The organism is Bacillus sp. FSL W7-1360 (assembly GCF_038592975.1).
In the GTDB taxonomy this organism is placed as follows: Bacteria; Bacillota; Bacilli; order Bacillales; family Bacillaceae_D; genus Shouchella; species Shouchella lonarensis.
Genome location: NZ_CP151950.1, coordinates 1,738,092 through 1,755,535 on the forward strand (window position 1 = coordinate 1,738,092; position 17,444 = coordinate 1,755,535).

Annotated in this window: 17 protein-coding genes; 4 read left to right on the top strand and 13 right to left on the bottom strand. The window is 42.5% G+C overall.

Annotated elements, in window-relative coordinates:
- Window positions 1-13 precede the first annotated feature (13 nt).
- The 8 genes from NSQ26_RS08935 to NSQ26_RS08970 form a co-directional block, all read right to left on the bottom strand.
- Window positions 14-1,078 (bottom strand): M42 family metallopeptidase, encoded by a 1,065-nt coding sequence (locus tag NSQ26_RS08935; protein ID WP_499717895.1) that lies wholly within the window; start codon window positions 1,076-1,078, stop codon window positions 14-16.
- A gap of 67 nt (window positions 1,079-1,145) precedes the next feature.
- Window positions 1,146-1,925: a hypothetical protein gene (locus NSQ26_RS08940; protein ID WP_499717896.1), complete on the bottom strand. Its 780-nt coding sequence runs from the start codon at window positions 1,923-1,925 to the stop codon at window positions 1,146-1,148.
- Window positions 1,865-2,563, bottom strand: coding sequence for an ATP-binding cassette domain-containing protein (locus NSQ26_RS08945; RefSeq protein ID WP_499717897.1), 699 nt, complete (start codon window positions 2,561-2,563; stop codon window positions 1,865-1,867). The genes NSQ26_RS08940 and NSQ26_RS08945 overlap by 61 nt, the downstream gene beginning before the upstream one ends.
- Window positions 2,560-2,934 carry a GntR family transcriptional regulator gene (locus NSQ26_RS08950; protein ID WP_090774575.1) on the bottom strand — a complete coding sequence of 125 codons (375 nt, stop codon included), beginning with the start codon at window positions 2,932-2,934 and terminating at the stop codon, window positions 2,560-2,562. The genes NSQ26_RS08945 and NSQ26_RS08950 overlap by 4 nt, the downstream gene beginning before the upstream one ends.
- Window positions 2,935-3,049: 115 nt before the next feature.
- Complete coding sequence (locus tag NSQ26_RS08955) at window positions 3,050-3,808, bottom strand: ABC transporter permease (RefSeq protein WP_499717898.1); 759 nt, start codon at window positions 3,806-3,808, stop codon at window positions 3,050-3,052.
- On the bottom strand, window positions 3,805-4,725 hold the full coding sequence (locus NSQ26_RS08960; RefSeq protein ID WP_499717899.1) for an ABC transporter ATP-binding protein: 921 nt from the start codon (window positions 4,723-4,725) through the stop codon (window positions 3,805-3,807). The genes NSQ26_RS08955 and NSQ26_RS08960 overlap by 4 nt, the downstream gene beginning before the upstream one ends.
- A gap of 120 nt (window positions 4,726-4,845) precedes the next feature.
- Complete coding sequence (locus NSQ26_RS08965; protein WP_499717900.1) at window positions 4,846-5,136, bottom strand: AzlD domain-containing protein; 291 nt, start codon at window positions 5,134-5,136, stop codon at window positions 4,846-4,848.
- 1 nt (window position 5,137) lies between these two features.
- Window positions 5,138-5,827, bottom strand: coding sequence for an AzlC family ABC transporter permease (locus NSQ26_RS08970; protein ID WP_090774374.1), 690 nt, complete (start codon window positions 5,825-5,827; stop codon window positions 5,138-5,140).
- A 119-nt stretch (window positions 5,828-5,946) separates the two neighbouring features.
- On the opposite strand from NSQ26_RS08970, the gene NSQ26_RS08975 reads away from it, so the two are divergent.
- From NSQ26_RS08975 to NSQ26_RS08985, 3 genes are all read left to right on the top strand, one after another.
- Window positions 5,947-6,453 carry a DUF8052 family protein gene (locus tag NSQ26_RS08975; RefSeq protein WP_090774373.1) on the top strand — a complete coding sequence of 169 codons (507 nt, stop codon included), beginning with the start codon at window positions 5,947-5,949 and terminating at the stop codon, window positions 6,451-6,453.
- A gap of 6 nt (window positions 6,454-6,459) precedes the next feature.
- Window positions 6,460-8,058: a carbon starvation CstA family protein gene (locus NSQ26_RS08980; protein ID WP_499717901.1), complete on the top strand. Its 1,599-nt coding sequence runs from the start codon at window positions 6,460-6,462 to the stop codon at window positions 8,056-8,058.
- A 252-nt stretch (window positions 8,059-8,310) separates the two neighbouring features.
- Window positions 8,311-10,791: a 5'-nucleotidase C-terminal domain-containing protein gene (locus tag NSQ26_RS08985; protein ID WP_499717902.1), complete on the top strand. Its 2,481-nt coding sequence runs from the start codon at window positions 8,311-8,313 to the stop codon at window positions 10,789-10,791.
- Between the two features lie 216 nt (window positions 10,792-11,007).
- Here the strand turns inward: NSQ26_RS08985 and NSQ26_RS08990 are convergent, their stop codons facing one another.
- From NSQ26_RS08990 to NSQ26_RS09010, 5 genes are all read right to left on the bottom strand, one after another.
- Window positions 11,008-11,319, bottom strand: a complete 312-nt coding sequence (locus tag NSQ26_RS08990; protein ID WP_090774371.1) for a hypothetical protein — start codon at window positions 11,317-11,319, stop codon at window positions 11,008-11,010.
- 222 nt (window positions 11,320-11,541) lie between these two features.
- Window positions 11,542-12,870 carry an ABC transporter substrate-binding protein gene (locus NSQ26_RS08995; RefSeq protein ID WP_499717903.1) on the bottom strand — a complete coding sequence of 443 codons (1,329 nt, stop codon included), beginning with the start codon at window positions 12,868-12,870 and terminating at the stop codon, window positions 11,542-11,544.
- Between the two features lie 16 nt (window positions 12,871-12,886).
- A complete protein-coding gene (locus NSQ26_RS09000) occupies window positions 12,887-13,705 on the bottom strand; it encodes a carbohydrate ABC transporter permease (RefSeq protein WP_090774369.1) in 819 nt (272 codons plus the stop codon).
- Complete coding sequence (locus NSQ26_RS09005) at window positions 13,702-14,547, bottom strand: carbohydrate ABC transporter permease (RefSeq protein WP_499720026.1); 846 nt, start codon at window positions 14,545-14,547, stop codon at window positions 13,702-13,704. The genes NSQ26_RS09000 and NSQ26_RS09005 overlap by 4 nt, the downstream gene beginning before the upstream one ends.
- Window positions 14,548-14,624: 77 nt before the next feature.
- Entirely contained in the window at window positions 14,625-15,737 is a 1,113-nt protein-coding gene (locus NSQ26_RS09010) for an ABC transporter ATP-binding protein (protein ID WP_499717904.1), read from the bottom strand.
- 421 nt (window positions 15,738-16,158) lie between these two features.
- Between NSQ26_RS09010 and NSQ26_RS09015 the strand changes: the two genes are divergently transcribed.
- Entirely contained in the window at window positions 16,159-17,388 is a 1,230-nt protein-coding gene (locus NSQ26_RS09015) for a M23 family metallopeptidase (protein WP_499717905.1), read from the top strand.
- The last annotated feature ends 56 nt before the right edge of the window (window positions 17,389-17,444 follow it).

Consider the following 17,444-nt stretch of genomic DNA (forward strand, 5'->3'; position numbering starts at 1 on the left):
AAAGGACTCTTTTTCAAGAGTCCTTTTTTTCATGTACCATCTCTGACTGTATATACGCATCGAGTAACCGATATGTTTCACATAAAGATTGCTCATGTGTGCGTTCCATAGAATGTGACCCTTCAATTCCAGGACCAATTAACGCGTGCACAAGATCGTGCCCCGCCTTCATTGCTGCTGACGCATCAGAGCCATAGTATGGATAAATGTCGACTTTATAATCAATTCCTTGTTGCTGGCAAAGATGGACGAGATGCTTTCGTAACCCGTAATGATATGGTCCACTACTGTCTTTGGCACAAATCGAAACGCTATATTCGTCTGTTGTTTGCCCATCGCCAATCGCACCCATGTCCACAGCAACATATTCGACCACTTTAGGAGGGATGCTTGCATTTCCACCATAACCAATCTCTTCGTTATTAGAAATCAGTACATGTGTGGTATAAGGCAATGAAACACCAGTCATAGCGACCTCTTTTAAAAGTTGTAAAACAATCGCAACACTCGCCTTATCATCGAGATGACGCGATTTAATAAAGCCGCTGTTCGTCCGTTCAAACCGTGGGGCAAAACTAATAAAATCACCGACTTCAATTCCTAAACTTTGCGTCTCTGCTCGTGAGCTTGTTCGTGCATCTAGACGTACCTCAATATTTTCTTCATTTCTTTCCGCAGTACGCGCATCTTTGTACACATGAACAGACGATTGATGCATCACAATTGTTCCAGAAATCGTTGTCCCGTCGGCTTTATGAATGAGGCAATACTCTCCTTCAATTGCGTGGTGACTAAAACCACCGACGAGCGCAATTTTCAATCGTCCTTTTTTCTTTATTTCCTTCACCATGGCGCCAAGCGTATCGACATGAGCCGTTAACAAACGCTGTTTCGTCTCATCTTTCCCGCGTAATGTTGCCAGTAATGCGCCTTTATGCGTGCGTGTTGTTAAAATGCCTGCACGTTGCAAATGTTGCTCTGCATAGCGAATCGCGCCTTCAGTAAAACCGGATGGACTCGGGGTATTGACCAAGTCCTCTAATATATCAATGAGTTCATATAGCACAAGCCTTTCCATCACATCACATCCACTCTCATCATCTTTTTTCCTATCATAGCGCGATCGTACAGGAAAAACAAATCCATTACAATGAAATTTTTCTTGATAGGAAGTAATAGAGGGCGATGTAGGAAAAAATAAGGTAAATGATATCAAGAACCATTAACGAGCCATTCACCGCAATTTCGGCCGGAAATTCTTGCTCATTTTTTGGGCTGACATACGAAAACATCATTAAATACCCGATCGATCCAATGATAAAAGTCACTGGTGCAAATATAAAACGCAACCACCCTTTTATTCCCAAGAAAACAAAAACGATTAACATCGTTACTAATATGAAATGAGCGCAAACAATTGTCGCCGTCCACAACATACTCCATATGTCAGCATAGAACCACATTGGAAACACTTCTGCATATACTTCAGGAACAGTTACATACTTTAACAACACCCTAAATACTGTGTCTAATACGGACCAGACAATCGAAGACACGATGCCCACTGCCAGTACTTTACTAATTATCTTGGCATGAAGAGCTTGAGAGAACGCATACCAATACGCGTGCGTCCGTTGACGCCACTCCCTCCAAACAACTTCCACACAAACAGCAATCATGTAGATAAACATAAGCCACCAATACAGGCCAATCACCACAACAACGTGCTCTTCCTCGGAAAAAGGCCTTACCCCTAATCGAAACCATATGACAAATACATAAAAAGTCAATGCCAACGCAAAAAACACCACCGACACCGGCACGAGCAGACGCAAGTCTCGTTTTAACAACTGCCAAAAAGCCATTACGACCGCCCCACTTTCGAAAATAATGCCTTTAGCGACACGCCGTGCTCTTGCCGCCATTCCTCAATGTCCTTAATCACTTCTACGCCATTTGCATGAAGAAAAATCGCACCATCAGCTAGTAACTCCACTTCTTCATATGCATGTGATGCCATCACAACAAGGCGAGATTGATCTGTGACAACATCTGTAAGCAGCGCAATCATCGCTTCCTTCTTTGCCGAGTCAAGATTAGCAAGTAACTCATCAATAAATATGATCGGGCGTGAACTTGCTGCGGCTAACACAAGTGAAAATAAATGTCTTTGCCCAGTGGAAAGCGTGGTTACTTTCTCTGCAAGTGGCAATGCAAGCTGATTGCACCATTCGATTGCTTGATCTTGATCAAAGCTTGACTCCATTCGCTTATGGACTTCGATCGCTTTTTTCAACGTTAAAAAAGGATCCATATTTACTTCATCAGAAACATATACACTCGTTTGTGCGCGCGCTTGTCGCGTACGCGCTTCATTTAATAACACCTCTCCTGAATCATACGGAATCAACCCTGCGCACAATTTTAGAAGTGTCGTCTTCCCAATCCCATTCTCACCAAGTAAAACGACAAATTGATGGTTCTTTAATACAACCGATATATCAGCCAACACTGCTTTCTTTCCATATCTTTTTTTCACACCATTCAAGATCATCGTATTCATGTGCCCTTTTCCTCCTGCAACAACTGTTTTAGCGCATGAACCATGTCTTCATTGTTGTAACCAAGCTTGCGTAAATAGGCCACACAATCCTCCATTTGTTTTTTTGCAAGTGTTTTTTTCAAATTCGCAATGACAGTTAAATCGGTTGTCACAAACGTGCCTTGTCCTCGTTTTGAAAACGTCACCCCATCGCGATCCATTTCCAAATAAGAACGCGATACCGTATTCGGATTCACTTGCAACTTTTGTGCAGTCTCACGCACAGAAGGTAGTTTCTCCCCTGGGGCAAGCGCGCAACTACAAATTTGTTGATAATAGTAATCTGCAATTTGCGCATAGATCGCTTTCGTCGGATCAAATTGGACACTCATGACAAACAACTTCCCCCTTTACTATGTAGAAACAAATAACGTACCCGACATGATTAAAAGCCTGGTACGTCCTAAAAAATCATGATCTAGACATGTACATTCGCTCTGTCTCTTATTAAACCACATCTCTCCGTTTAAAGACAACATGAGCGATGAATAAAAACAGCAATGCATGGAGCGTAAGAAACGTAATAGAGGCCCACATGCTGTCAAAAGGAGCTAACTGCATCCCATCTGGATGATAGTTATTCCAAACATGAATATGTGTAAAGAAAAGCCACTTTGACCAATCAACCGTTGCGGCTAAAATTGACACGATGGTGCTAAAAAAGAATGGTAACAATGTCACTACTAGTGTCACGGCTGTATTCTTCGTTAAAATCGCCATCATTGTCGCGAGTCCAATGTAAAAAAATAAAGTTGGCACATAATAAAGCAATTGTTTTCCCATATCATAAAAGACATGACCCATCGATTCTCCTTCCAGCGGAAAGAAGATGACACCTGCAATAATCGTTATCATATAGACAAAAACAATGATTGCCAAACTAAAAACCATATTCCCCGTCCATTTCGCTATTAAAACTTGAAATCGTGACATTGGGCGAATGCATAGTTGCTTCACTGTCCCTGTTGAAAACTCGCTTGCAATCGCTCCTGTCATCAAAATCACACCATATAAAATGCCTAAAGTCGTAAACAAAGAGGTACTTTGAAAAGAAAATTCCATTGCTGTCATTTTATCTTCACTTGTATCAACCAAAAGCGAAAGACCGATTCCAAGTACAATCAACCCCGCCATCACCATTAGAAATATACTAATTTTCCGTCCATACCAAGCCTTCATCCATTCATTTTTCCAAAGACCCATCATGAGACTCGCTCCTTTTTCTCTTCTGTTAAATCGAAATACGCGTCTTCTAAGCGCTGTTGGTAATTCGTTGCAAACACATCTACCCCAGCCTCTATTAGTGCTTGAATCATTGATGGGATGTTTGTGTGGCGTTGCTTCTCTATCACTAACTCTCCATCACGCGATTTCACATGACCAAATGCTTCAAGAACCTTTTTTGCAACCGCATGAGGCGCTACTTCCAATCGTATTGTATACAATTCCTCCTCCGACCGGGAACGAGACATGTCTACTTCATCCACGACGTGACCGTCTTTTATAATGATTGCGCGGTCACATAACATTTCTACCTCACTTAATTGATGACTTGAGATAAAAAGTGTCACCCCATTCTCTCTTGCCAAACGTCGTAAATAATCCCGCAAATCTCGCATGCCTTTTGGATCCAAACCATTCGTTGGTTCATCTAGTATGAGCACAGATGGTTCGTGTAATAGTGACACAGCTATGCCAAGCCGTTGTTTCATCCCAAGAGAATACGTTTTCACTTTTTTATTGATTGCATCGTCAAGCTCTACAAGTTTTGCAACTTCATTGATCCTTTCCCTAGAAATTGGTTTTACACTCATATTCGCATAGTGGATTAAATTTTGTTTTCCCGTTAAATATAAATATAGATCTGGATCTTCCACAATTGCACCAATATGAGGAAGTGCCTCTTCACGCTCCGTACGGATTGACTTCCCTTCAATCTTTACTTCTCCTGAATCTGCCGCAATTAAAGATACAATCATTCTAATCGTTGTCGTCTTCCCTGAGCCATTTGGTCCTAAAAAACCATAAATTTGTCCGCGTTCTAGTGCAAATGACATATCTTTAATGATATGCGTATTCCCCATTGTTTTGTTTAATCTTTCAACTATGAGCGGATGCTTCATTACTTTTTTCCCTCCTGCGTTTCTGTGTTATAGATTAATAGTACACTATTGTTTATAAATATGCAAGCTAATTAACCTATAAATTTGCGCAATGATAGGTTAATTAATTATAAAGGCACTTCACGATAACATAAAAGCCATCACAACCGCACTCGTGAGGATAATCAGGACAGGCGCACGGAAATATGCACAAATGACCGCCACACCACCTGCCACAATCCCGACAAGCGGGTTCTCATGCACACTCAAGATCCCCGGGAAAATGAGTGCCGCTAATGCTGCATAGGGTACACACAGTAACCATTTTTCCGCCCAAGTAGGAAGCGTGATATACCCTAAAGCAATCACAGGTAAAAATCTAGGTAGATACGTAACGATTGCCATTGCAACAATAATCAAAAATATATACATGCTATCCCTCTTTTTCTATATCGATAAAGATTCCTAATGAGCTTCCTAACACTGTCGCCAAAACAATTGCCCAGCCGATTGGGAGAATCAAATGGAACATATAGCATATCGCAGCAGTTGGAATAACAATGATCAACACTTTTTTATGCTGACGGATCGCTGGAATAAGCAAACCAATAAATAGTGCATATAAGGTAATTGCCATTACTTCACTAACAGATGGTGGGATGTAATGAGCTAACAATCCACCTATCATTGTTCCACCAACCCAAGCTGCATAGGAAGAAAAAAATAAACCAATAAAAAAAGCACCTGATTGCCTATTTTCCATCGACGCTACTGCAAACGTCTCATCCGTCAGCCCAAATGACAACAGCGCTTTTACTCCAGTAGATAAAGCTGTTTGTTTGTGCATAAAAGACATACTCATTATAAAGTGCCTCAAATTTAAAATAAATGTCGTTAAAATAATTGTAATACTCCCAGTCCCTGCCGCAATTAAATTTAAACCTACAAATTGGCTAGCACCAGCAAAAACAAGCACAGACATCATGACAACGTGCCAAAATGAAATGCCCGCTTGTACACCAAGCATACCAAATGTCATCGCGATTGGAATGTAACCAATTATAATTGGGATCGCAGTACGCGTCCCCTGCAAGAACAAATTGTGCGGGACATTTTTATCCATATTTATACCCCCCTAAACTAGAAAAATGCACTCACTCACACAATATAAGATTGCGCCCCTCTCTATCTTCATTTATACTAAATAATCATGTAAGCGTTATCATAGAGGAGGCTCTCACCATGATTTCATTACAAAAATTGCACCATGCACTTGCTCATTCCTACAATATTAAAACAAATCTCTCACTTGGTTCTTTGACAATCCCGCTATCTGCTCACCATCACCGGCGTGATATGCGCTATCTTGCCACGAAAAACCTCCCTATCTGGCATGCAGAAAGTGCGCAACACCTCTTTATTTGCACAGAAAATCGCCTCTGTGAAGATACCATTATACATCTGAAAGCGGCACTCGATCAACATATAAACACGACACATTTATCCTCTGATGCGCATATGTCATCTATTTATATCGGGCTAATGATCACCGATTGCGACATTCCTCATGCTATAAAAAAACAAGTTCAAAAGTTACGGAAGTTCACTTGGTTAAAGTGGGGCTTCCATGGTTGGTGTGAACGATATATCGCCATCTTCTCTATGACGGAACAAAAACTTTACGTTCATCGCAAAGGGAAAGACTTTGTTCTCCCACTTACTACCTACATCTACAATGAGAAAGGATGATGACCATTGAATTTTGTCACACTCATGTTACTTGCTGCAATCATTTTACTTATCGCTTACTTTTCGTATGGAAGATTTTTGGAGCGTCGATTGCGGATTGATCCCGAGAGACCGACTCCCGCACATACGATGGGGGATGGGAAAGAATTTGTTGCCACAAAAACACCTGTACTATTCGGGCACCATTTTACAACGATTGCCGGTGGAGGACCGATCACCGGACCAATTGCTGCGATTGTGTTCGGGTGGGTACCTGCTGTCGTATGGATTATCATTGGTAGTATATTTATCGGCGGTGTGCATGACTATGCGTCTTTACAAGCTTCTGTTCGTCATAAAGCGAGGTCTATTGGCGGATTGATTCATCAATATATGGGCGCGCGCGGACAGTTGTTGTTTTTATCATTTGCCATTGCCACGCTTATTTTGATCGTTGGTGTCTTCATTATTTTAGTCGCCAACACATTTGTCTCGTTCCCGGGTGCAGCAACTGCATCATTGTTATTCATTACCGCGGCAATCATTTTTGGGATTCTTATTAACCAACTACGCCTAAATTTAGTGATTGCAACAATGATCGGTGTCACAATGATGGCTTGTTCTATTTGGATCGGCTTGCGTTTCCCTCTCGAATTGAGTGCAACAACATGGTCGTTTTTGCTAATTGCCTACGCGTATGCTGCTTCAGTATTACCTGTTTGGTTTTTATTACAGCCTCGAGACTATTTAAACTCTTTCCTTTTGTATGCCCTTATTGGTGGCGCTTTTATCGGCATACTCGTTGCAAGACCGACAATTGAAATGCCTGCCTTTACAGGATTTTACAATGAAACATTAGGATTTTTATTCCCCATCTTATTCATTACCATTGCCTGCGGAGCGATATCCGGCTTCCATTCTCTTGTGTCTTCTGGAACAACATCAAAACAATTACAAAATGAGAAAAGTGGTCGCCTCATCACTTATGGATCCATGTTATTAGAAGCGTTCATTGCGATTATCGCGATTGGCTCAGTCGCTTATTTGACGATGAACGAGTTTTCTGCACGTTTAGCCGAACTTGGCGATCCTATTAGTGTCTTCTCTGCTGGTATGGGTGCATTTATGGGGGCTTGGGGTTTACCGATTGCAGCTGGAACAACATTTGCGGCGCTTACTGCCTCAGCCTTTCTCATGACAACACTTGACTCAGCGACACGCTTAATGCGCTATACCATTTCCGAACTTGGAGAAGGACAGCACATTCGTTTCCTCACAGGAAAACATACGGCGACAGTCATTGGTCTCAGTGGTGCCACATTGCTTGCACTAACAGGTACGTGGCAAACCGTGTGGCCGCTGTTCGGTGCAGCCAACCAAATGCTTGGTGCACTAGCATTACTTGCTATTACACTATGGCTTGTTCAGATGAAAGTGAAATCAACATTTGTGGTCATCCCAATGATCTTTATGTTTCTTGTGACAACCTCGGCACTACTTGTAATGATTTATATGAATGTTTTGATCCATAGCAATTACTTTCTAGCGATCATTGCGTTTATTTTATTTTCAATGTGCATCTTTTTAGCAATTGAAGCCTTTCGCAGCGTGAAAAAACACACCTAAAACACTTCTCAAGGCATAGAATCATTTACTTTGTTAGACGGGCTTAAGCCGGTCTTTTCTCTTTCTATGTATATTTGTTTACAGATCTTTTACATAGATTTCAGAAAACCGTCTGTTTCCGTTCTAAATTTCATGAAATCTTTACATGATTTCACATAATACCTCACACACAGATCTATTTTTCTGCTATTCTATACAAGGGTGCTGGCATAGACCTACAAACCAATCACCTAAAGGGGGAACATAACAACGATGTTAGCTATGATTCTTAAGAAAATTTTTGTGGTGTTTCTTGGCTGGATTATTATTACTGTACCTAAGCCAACACCACCCGTTGATCCAACACCAGAACAACCACCATCTCTAGAAGGAGACGTTACCCTCGATATTATCCATACGAATGACATTCATTCCGCGTTAACTGATTTTGGAAAAGTATCCGCTTACATCAAATCTGAACGTGCTGCTGCAGATCACTTTTTATACTTAGATGCAGGTGACTTCGTTAGCGGCGATCCAATTGTTGATTTAAATCATGGAAAACCGATGATTGATATCTTCAATCTAGTTGGACTTGACGCTGTTGCAATTGGTAATCATGAATTTGACTATGGTCCAACCTATTTGCAGGAAAATATGGAAGCCTCTTCATTCCCATGGCTCGGCGCCAATATTGATACAGGTGATACAGGCGTTCCTAATCCCGATCCTTATGTGATCTTAGATGTAAACGGTCTCTCCGTTGGCGTCCTCGGTCTAACAGAAGCCCCACCATCAACAGCTCCTGATAATGTTGAGGGAATGACATTAGAAGAAGACTATGTCGCTACGGCACTCGCTTATCAAGAAGAGCTTGAAGCCAATGCTGATGTCATTGTTGCTTTAACTCATATTGGTCATCCTAATGATCGTAAACTTGCTGAAGAAGTCGATTATTTTGATGTAATTATCGGTGGGCATTCACATACACCATTGCAAAAGCCTGTTGTCATTAACGGCACACCCATCACGCAAGCTGGTTCTAGCTTACAACAACTTGGTAAGCTTTCTCTCACCTACAATGCGGACACAGATAAAGTGACCGCGGTCGATGGACAATTGGTACCTGTTTCATCATTTACAGAAGTTGATACAGAAGTACAAGCTGTCATTGACCATTACACTGATGAGATGGAAGACATCCTTGGTGAAGTCGTTGGCCACTCCCATACAGGATTACCACGCGATGGACGCACACATCGTGACGCCCCACTCGGAAACTTCTGGACAGACGCCATGAAAGATTTGGCAGGCGCAGACATCGCGTTAACAAATAATGGGGGACTTCGTGATGGCATCGCAAGCGGTCCTGTAACGATGCGTGACATTTACAAAGTTGAGCCATTTGCTAATCAAATCATGTCCATCGAAATGACAGGGCAAGCGTTAAAAGACGTGCTTCAATTTTCTTATACGCGCAATGGTCGCAACCAAATTGACTTACAAACGTCAGGGTTACATTATGAAATCGTCACTGGCATGACTGGAAACTTCCTTGATGTCAACATGACGCTCAATGGTGAACCTGTTGACCTTGAGCAAACATACAACGTCGCAGTGGCAGATTATATCGGTACTGGCGGCTCTGGCTACAATTTTGTAGGAACCGTTTTAGAAAGAAATGTCGGTCTAATGACAACAGCCATGAAAGAATATGGATTAAAGTTAACAGCCGAAGGAAAAGCCCTTGATTATACGAGCGAAGGACGGATTAAGATTAGTGTTGATCCATCAGGTCCATTGCCAGGTGAAATCATTGGGTCCACTGAAACCGGACTGTATTCGGCTAACAAAAATAAGCACGACGTCGGCATCGGCAACTTATATACAGATGCAATGCGCGCCAAAGTCAATAGTGATATTGCAATTCTAAATGGTTCTTCAATCACTGGAGAAATTCCGCCAGGACCGATCACTGACCAACAAATTGAAGCACTTGATCGCTTTGGTAATAAGATTGTTGTTGTAGAAGCGACGGGATCCGAACTAAAAGAAATGATCTTGTCACAGTCTCGCCACCACAACGGTGTTGACTTGCAAGTATCGGGTCTCACGTACACACTTGTGCCAGGTGATAACAAGTTTAGCGATGTTAAGATTTTTCTTGCAGATGGCACACCGCTAGACATGGACACAACTTACACTGTTGCTTACAACGACTACATGCATGGTGCTTCTTTCTACCAAATTGGCACACTTGTAAACGATAACCTTGGACCTGTTTGGCAGGCAGTCGTGGATTTTGTCACCGAATCTGAAGGTCCAATGAATACAACAGAAGGCAGCCGCATCACCATTGAAGGAGAAGATGGTTCTCCTTCTGATCCAAGCGGTACATTGACAGTTGCTGAGGCGATTCAACAACAGTCAGGTGTAAAGCCAGTGAAAGGCTATATTGTCGGTTCCATTGTGAATAGCCAACCTGTCATTGGCGAAGGAACACATGCACCTTCAAACTTACTACTCGCTGACGATCCAGCTGAGACGGATCGGGCAAAAATGTTACCAGTACAACTCGTGAATGGTACACCTGTACGGACGGGGTTAAACCTTGCTAGCCATCCTGAACACTTTGGAAAATATGTGCGGATTACTGGTTCACTAGAGACGTATTTTTCAACTCCAGGCATGTGCAATTCGAGTGACTATGCTTTCCTTGACGCACCAGAAACACCAGCTCCAGCAAAGCACTAGATATTGCTGGTGTTCCAGCCGTCTAAAACGGGGTGCACCTAGGTAGCCGCTCAGGTACAACGTTTGCCTATTTCCCATATGAAAACGGAGATACGGTTCGAGTAATGGGTGTGCTTGGACAATTCCAGGACATGTTAAAGCAGATTACCATCGTCTCTGGGTAATCAGACAAAAAAAAGCCGGCGATGAGCAACTTTCGCTCATCGCCGGCTCTTGTTATTCTTTTTCCCATTTAATCACAGTCGGTGTCAAGCATGCACGGCATTCAAAGTCAGCTGTGAATGTATGTACTGTTGCTGTAGACTGACATTTGGGACACGTGACTTGCGCAAGACGAACAAACGCTAAACCGATACAAACAATCGACACACCTAGTACTAAAACCGCCATGAATACATTATTTTGAAGCGCCGCAAGAGAAATACCGCCAAAAATTCCTGTTATCCCGATAAGCACAAACAAAAGGCGCGCAATCCGCAACAACGGAGAGCCTTTCTTCCGTGTCACCACACATACGTTTTCTTCCATTTCATTGATCCTACCCTTCCTAATTTAAAAACATCCTACACTTGTTTCTGTTATCGTACCATATTATAGAGAAAAATGAATGTGCTGTATGACAAATTCATCATGCAGTTTCTAAGCGTCTCGCCATTAAAATATAATTTCTCGACACTCATCACCCCTTAATGGTTATACTTGCAATCACCAAAAAGAGCGCGTAACGCGCTCTTTTTCATCCATATCCAATTATTGTCCGCGTTGTAATGCTTGGTTCGTCGCTTCAGCTGCTTGATCCAAGGCTTCTTGTGGATCAGTTCCTTGATACAAGCTCTGCATCGCCCGAACTACGTGCTCACGTGTTTCTGGGAAAACAGGCATAATCGCTCCCTGTGTCGCTGGAGATGGTTTCGTTTCACTCAATTGATCAACCGTCACTTTGAGACCAGGATATTTCTCCCACTCTTCTTTTACAATTTCTTCGTCGTATGCACGAGGATCAATTGCAAAATAACCTGTATCCACATGCCACTGCGCTTGTGCTTCAGGAGAGGAAACATATTTCATAAACTCCCATGCACCTGTTTGGACATCCTCTTCTAATCCTTCTGACATCCAAAGTGACGCGCCACCAATGATGACACCTTGGCGTTCAACATCGTCTGGCACAGGTAAATATGCGACACCAACATCAAACGTTGCCTGGTCTGTTAATCCACGTACGCCGGCAGAAGAGTCTAAAATCATTGCCGTTTTCCCCGCTTGGAAAACTGCACGCATACTATCCCAATCATCACCGACATTCACCATGGTTTCATCTTGAATCATTTCCGACATCAATTGAAACACACGTAAACCTTCGTCCCCATTAAAGACAGCTTCTGTTGCTGCACCTGCGCGTCCATTGTCTTCATTGATAAAGAGCCCACCTTGCACAGCAATCATTTGCTCAATAAACCAACCGTAATTCAGCATTGAAAAACCACCATAATCTTTATCTGCTAAAGCGGCAGCAGCTTCTTTTAGCTCACTATACGTCTCAGGCGCTTTCTCTGGGTCAAGCCCTGCTTCTTTAAACGCATCTTTATTATAAATCAACACAGGCGTCGATGAATTAAACGGCATCGAATATTGAACCCCATCTAAGCTGTAATACTTGGTAATGGCTTCTTCCCAATTTGACGTATCATATTCTTCTTTGTCAATCAAATCTTGAATTGGTTGGAAGTGACCAGAATCAATCATGTACTTTGTGCCAATTTCATACGTCTGCATTAATGCAGGGGCTTCTGCCGTCCCTGCCGCTGTGTTCAGCTTTGTTAACGCATCCTCATATTCCCCTTGGTACATTAACTTCACATGAACATCGTCTTGACTTTCATTAAATTGCTCCGTCAACTTCACAAGTGCTTTTTCAAGTTCACCGTTCATTGAGTGCCAAAAATCAACTTCCACTTTTCCAGCTGGTGCACTTTCCCCACCTTTTTTCTGTTCTGTCTTCCCTTCTTTGCTTGACTCTGATGCACAAGCGCCAAGCACTGTCGCCGCTAATAAAATACTCAGTGCTGCTTTTTTCATCGCTACATTCTCCCCCTTATTTAATCGCTCCACGTGTTAAGCCTTCTTGTAATCGTTTCTGTCCAAAGAACAATAACAACAAGGTTGGCAAGATAATCATGATAGCGCCTGCCATAATGACACCCCATTCTGTCCCCGTTTCTTGCGACTGCATTTGCTTCAAACCAATTTGAACCGTACGAAAACGTTCACTATTTGTCACTAACAACGGCCATAAATACATGTTCCATGCCGTTAAAAACGTGTAAATACCCAGCGTGATCATGCTCGTCTTTGAGATCGGCAACACCACCTTTATGAAAAAAGAGAATCGACTAATCCCAGCCACTTGCGCCGCCTCATGTAGCTCTGTTGGAATCGTTTTAAATTGTTGACGCAATAAAAACGTGCCAAAAGCTAACGCAAAAAACGGAACGGTCAAACCTGCATAATTGTCAATCCAACCAAAGAACTGAACGGTTTGAAAGTTCGCAACCATCGTCGCTTCCCACGGAATCAACATTGTTGAAATAAATAAGTAAAATAGGAAGTCACGTCCCTTAAACTTTAGGAACACAAACGCATACGCGGCTAAACTCGACAATGTTAATTGCCCTATCATAATGATGAAAGACACAAGAAAACTATTTAACAAATACCCAAATAAATCAACCCGCTCAAATGCGGCGATGTAATTGGCAAAAGAAAATGATTCTGGCCATAGATTGCCACGCATCACTTCCCCAGCTTCCATAAAACTGATCAATAGCGCGTACACAATTGGAAACATGATGATCACTGCGCCTAGTAGAAGAGCACTATATCCAAGCACTTTTTTTCCTATACTCGTATTCATTGATAATGCACCTTCCTCTCCAAAAGTTTAAACTGGAGCATCGTCACAATAAACACGGCTAAGAAGAGCAGTACCGCTTGTGCACTTGCTGAGCCGACATTAAAGTTTCTAAACGCATCTTTATAAATGGAATACACAATGACATTCGTCGAATCCATCGGACCGCCACTTGTTAAAATGTCAATTTGCCCAAACGTTTGAAATGCGTTAATGAGCGTCACCGTTGTTATAAAAAACAACGTCGGTGACAAAAGCGGCAGCGTAATTTTCCGCAGCTGATAAAAATCACTCACCCCAGCGATCCGTGCACTCTCATACAACGAGCGATCAATATTTTGCAAACCGCCAAGCAAGATCAAAAATGCAAACCCTGTATTCATCCATATCGTCGTCAAAGCGACCGACAAAAGCGCATAATCGGGATCGAGTAACCACTGTACACCTGACAAGCCAACTGTGGATAGCATCTTGTTAAACACACCGATGGCCGGATTAAACATAAACAACCAAATGACCGATGCAGCCGCCACACTCACGCCCATCGTTGATGCAAACATTGTTCGAAACATATTAATTCCTTTTAACTTTTGGTTTGCAAGCAAAGCAAGTGTGAGCGCAAGCAACACACCAGGCGGCACCGTATACAACACAAATAAAAATGTCGCCTTTGCACTCTCATGAAAGATGGACGATTGCAACAAATGACTAAAGTTTTCCCAACCAACAAATTCAATGGGATTCCCTTGTGTATCACTACGGAAAAAACTTAAATAAATCGTTCGGATCATCGGATAAAATAAAAACAATCCAAACAATAGTAGCGATGGCAACACATACAACATTCCGTACCCAAAAGAAGCAAGTCCTTTTGCACGCAGCCGCTTTTTTCGCGGCGGAAGCGGCTTTGTTGCTAGCTCTGTCATGAGCGCACCTCTGTTGCTGCGACTTCCTGGTGTGGCATAGACAAGCGTTCTCCGGTCTCATGTGAAAACAAACACACCTTGTTCGTATCCATCGCAACCTTCATCGGCTTGTCCATATCTATCGACCATTGTCCAATGAAACGAGCAATCCACTGTGTGTCTTCTGTCACATTTAATGTAACCAATGTTTCTGTTCCAAGAATTTCTACATTCGCGACATCACACAAAAGACCCTCTTCTGATTCCCCTGCAATGCGAATATGCTCCGGCCGTATACCTAACGTCACCATCTCTTCACCGATCTTCGCACGTGTCGTGGTATTAAGATTCATGACGGTATGCCCCGCAATTGTAAGTTGTGCTCCTGTACAATCGACCGTAATCAAATTCATTGGCGGTGCACCAATAAACGAGGCGACAAAGCGATTTGCTGGCTCATTGTACACATCAAGTGGACGTCCAATTTGCTGCACGTCACCATTATGCAAAATCATCATTCGATCAGCCATTGTCATTGCTTCCGTTTGATCATGCGTCACATAGATCATCGTTAACCCAAGTTTTCTTTGTAACTGTCGGATTTCTGAACGCATTTTTGCGCGTAGTTTCGCATCTAAATTCGATAAAGGTTCATCCATTAAACATAACGGTGCTTGCGTCACAATTGCCCGAGCCAATGCCACACGTTGACGCTGTCCACCAGAAAGCTCGCGCGGCTTCTTATGACGGTACGCACTCAAACCTAACATTTCACATACTTCAAGGCACTGTTTTTCTTGTTCTCTTTTTGAGCGTTTTTTTGTATGCAACCCAAATGTAATGTTCTTTTCAACGGTTAAATGAGGCAACAGTGCATAATTTTGAAACACCATCGATAGATCACGTGCACTTGGACTCCAATCATTTGCTAGTTCTCCGTCTAACCGAAGTTCCCCAGATGTAATCGGCTCCAAACCAGCAATCATACGTAACATCGTACTTTTTCCACACCCCGATGGACCAACTAATACGAAAAACTCCCCCGGCTCAATCGTTACGGAAATATCATTGAGTACCGTTGTTTTTTGGTCATATGATTTTTTCATATGACATAATGCTACCTTTTTCATCGAACCCCCCCAATGACCTCTTGTTCTCGCTGCTTCCACACTATCACGCAATTGTTAAGGTTAATTAAACGAGCAATACGCAAATATAAAGAGTTTGTAAATGTATGATTTTGTCGGTTTTTAGCTACCTACATGACAGCGCTTCCATAAATCTCATTTAAATGCACTCTTTCCCATATTCACTTCCATACCCTTCACCATAAATCGTGATAGCAAGCGATGTGTTTAAGCAACGTATAGTTAAAACAGGAAAAATTCCAACAAAGTACACTATACTACGACCATTGATAACTGTCAACGTGCAGTGTTACGTTTTCTCACGAGACGCCATCATACATGTTTCGCCTAAAAATGCAATCGCCCGCACATTTACGTACCTATATAAATATAATATTATGAAAATTATACAGGAGGAGAAAACATGAAGAATCGTCGTATGCAACTCATCTTTATTGGACTCATCTCGCTATTCGTCGTCATCCTTTTTACTTGTATTTCTCACTTTTTTTTGCAAGATGACAAGCAAATGCCCGCTCCAAATCCAGAGCTTGAACAAGCGATTGTACAAAGCTTAATCGCGCGGACTGGGGGTGACAAAGAGAAATCCGCTCCTATTCTGGAGAGAAAGCAAATTCATCTTAAGCGTGTGACAAAGGATGAAACATGGGCTTTCGGTGCTGCAGTCATTGAGGCGCCTAAAGTAGAACACACCTTTCCTGAAGGGTGGCTTTTTATTGCAAGGGACACAGATGAAGGCTGGCAAGTTGCTTTAGAAGGAGATCACACTTTCAGTGAACTAACACAAAAAGCCCCCGACGAGGTAATCAGTCGTGATGAGAAGAAGGTCTTTTCTTCCAATGCAACGACTCAGTCAATCAACACACGAACAGGTCTACGCTTGCCTTATGCTGTTGGTCAATCATGGATGATGTCTGGTGGCCCTCACGGATGGTCGGGGTATGATAGGCCGTACAGCTCTCTTGATTTACACGGCGGGGACCAACGTGTGCTTGCAGCAAGAGAGGGCTATGCGTACACAATGTGCAATAACAATAGAGGATGGATCCGGATCTATCACGATAACGGTTACGCAACCGATTACTATCATTTATGGAACAACATTGTTCCTTCAGGAAATTTTGTGTCAGAAGGTACTTTTTTAGGCTACACGGGGACAGACGTGTCTTGTGGCGGGTATGCAAGCGGTCGTCATGTGCATTTTGGCATTTTGAAAGATGGGAACCGTGCCGCATTACAAAATAAAGAAATTGGTGGTTGGATCTTTTTTGAAGGTTCCGCATACGGTGGTTATGCGATGCATGGCAGTGCTGTCAGATATAGAGGACATTCACTTTATAATTACGGACGACTCACTACAAACCAAGGCATTGTTGATTCATACGGATGGAGCAGCATCAACCTTCGTTCTGGACCTGGGAGTAACTATCCTATTGTTGGATCGAGAAATGATGGTGCCATTATTAGCATTGATTGTACCGCTACGGGTTCCTCCTTCACTGGAAGATGGGGTACAACAAACATTTGGAACCGACTAACAAACGGTCAATGGATCAGTGATGCCTTCGTCTACACAGGTGTAGATGGGCCAGCAGCTCCGTCTTGTAGTGCATCAATTTTATCAGGGGAATAGATCGTTGAAAGGGGTAACTTGGGCTGCGCGGAGTAGCCCAAGTTATTTTTTGGACA

Bases quoted from the DNA above. Each gene is read 5' to 3' on its own strand.
- NSQ26_RS09000 (WP_090774369.1), bottom strand. From the start codon at position 13,705: ATGAATACGAGTATAGGAAAAAAAGTGCTTGGATATAGTGCTCTTCTA.
- NSQ26_RS08970 (WP_090774374.1), bottom strand. From the start codon at position 5,827: ATGGATAAAAATGTCCCGCACAATTTGTTCTTGCAGGGGACGCGTACT.
- NSQ26_RS08940 (WP_499717896.1), bottom strand. From the start codon at position 1,925: ATGGCGGCAAGAGCACGGCGTGTCGCTAAAGGCATTATTTTCGAAAGT.
- NSQ26_RS08950 (WP_090774575.1), bottom strand. From the start codon at position 2,934: ATGAGTGTCCAATTTGATCCGACGAAAGCGATCTATGCGCAAATTGCA.
- NSQ26_RS08965 (WP_499717900.1), bottom strand. From the start codon at position 5,136: ATGTATATATTTTTGATTATTGTTGCAATGGCAATCGTTACGTATCTA.
- NSQ26_RS08935 (WP_499717895.1), bottom strand. From the start codon at position 1,078: ATGGAAAGGCTTGTGCTATATGAACTCATTGATATATTAGAGGACTTG.
- NSQ26_RS08960 (WP_499717899.1), bottom strand. From the start codon at position 4,725: ATGAAGCATCCGCTCATAGTTGAAAGATTAAACAAAACAATGGGGAAT.
- NSQ26_RS08985 (WP_499717902.1), top strand. From the start codon at position 8,311: ATGTTAGCTATGATTCTTAAGAAAATTTTTGTGGTGTTTCTTGGCTGG.
- NSQ26_RS09010 (WP_499717904.1), bottom strand. From the start codon at position 15,737: ATGAAAAAGGTAGCATTATGTCATATGAAAAAATCATATGACCAAAAA.
- NSQ26_RS09015 (WP_499717905.1), top strand. From the start codon at position 16,159: ATGAAGAATCGTCGTATGCAACTCATCTTTATTGGACTCATCTCGCTA.
- NSQ26_RS08990 (WP_090774371.1), bottom strand. From the start codon at position 11,319: ATGGAAGAAAACGTATGTGTGGTGACACGGAAGAAAGGCTCTCCGTTG.
- NSQ26_RS08975 (WP_090774373.1), top strand. From the start codon at position 5,947: ATGATTTCATTACAAAAATTGCACCATGCACTTGCTCATTCCTACAAT.
- NSQ26_RS08945 (WP_499717897.1), bottom strand. From the start codon at position 2,563: ATGAATACGATGATCTTGAATGGTGTGAAAAAAAGATATGGAAAGAAA.
- NSQ26_RS09005 (WP_499720026.1), bottom strand. From the start codon at position 14,547: ATGTTGTATGTGTTGCCATCGCTACTATTGTTTGGATTGTTTTTATTT.
- NSQ26_RS08955 (WP_499717898.1), bottom strand. From the start codon at position 3,808: ATGATGGGTCTTTGGAAAAATGAATGGATGAAGGCTTGGTATGGACGG.
- NSQ26_RS08995 (WP_499717903.1), bottom strand. From the start codon at position 12,870: ATGAAAAAAGCAGCACTGAGTATTTTATTAGCGGCGACAGTGCTTGGC.